Below are 579 nucleotides of genomic sequence, written 5' to 3'. Positions count from 1 at the left end.
GCATCCGCCGTGGACGCCGCGCGCTCTCGCTGCCCGGATCCCCCGCGGAACCGGCCGAACAGGTGCAGAAACGTTCGCCGCTCCGGGGTTTCTCCCACCGGGAGAAATCGTTAGCCACGGTGAAGGCGGCGCACCGGCACCCTCTCCCGATGGGTGCCCGGCGCGAGAGTCGCAGCTGTGAACAGCGCTGCCGGAGAAAGGCATCCGACATGAAGTACGCAAAGGCCGCCGCGCTCGTCGCCGGTTCCATGATGGCGATCGGCGCGGGCGCCGCCGCGGCCACCCCGGCGTTCGCCGCCGAGCCCCCCGCCATGCCCCCCATGAGCCTCAACGGCGGAATCGACCAGGCCACCCAGTCGATTCAGCAGGGGGCGGCCGTCCCGGTGGCCGCGGTCGCCGACACCGGGACCAGCGTGCTCACCGGCAAGGCCGACGCGAGCGAGCAGGTGCTGGGCCTCGTCCGCCAGGCCACCCCGATGCTGGGCGGCGTACAGCTCCGCAACCAGTAGCAGCATGCCCGGTGCCGCGTCCGGCGCCGTGGCGCGACGCGGAAGTGGCGGTATCCGCAGTGCGGATACC

The 579-nt window shown here is 72.5% G+C and carries 1 protein-coding gene; it reads left to right on the top strand.

Annotation, left to right across the window (positions count from 1 at the left end; translation table 11 throughout):
• The first annotated feature begins 209 nt into the window (after positions 1-209).
• Positions 210-509 (top strand): hypothetical protein, encoded by a 300-nt coding sequence (locus tag ACFXBC_RS30785; RefSeq protein WP_385031824.1) that lies wholly within the window; start codon positions 210-212, stop codon positions 507-509.
• Positions 510-579 lie beyond the last annotated feature (70 nt).

This window comes from Streptomyces sp. NPDC059398 (assembly GCF_042751845.1).
In the GTDB taxonomy this organism is placed as follows: Bacteria; Actinomycetota; Actinomycetes; order Streptomycetales; family Streptomycetaceae; genus Streptomyces.
This window is presented reverse-complemented; position numbering and strand designations above follow the sequence as displayed.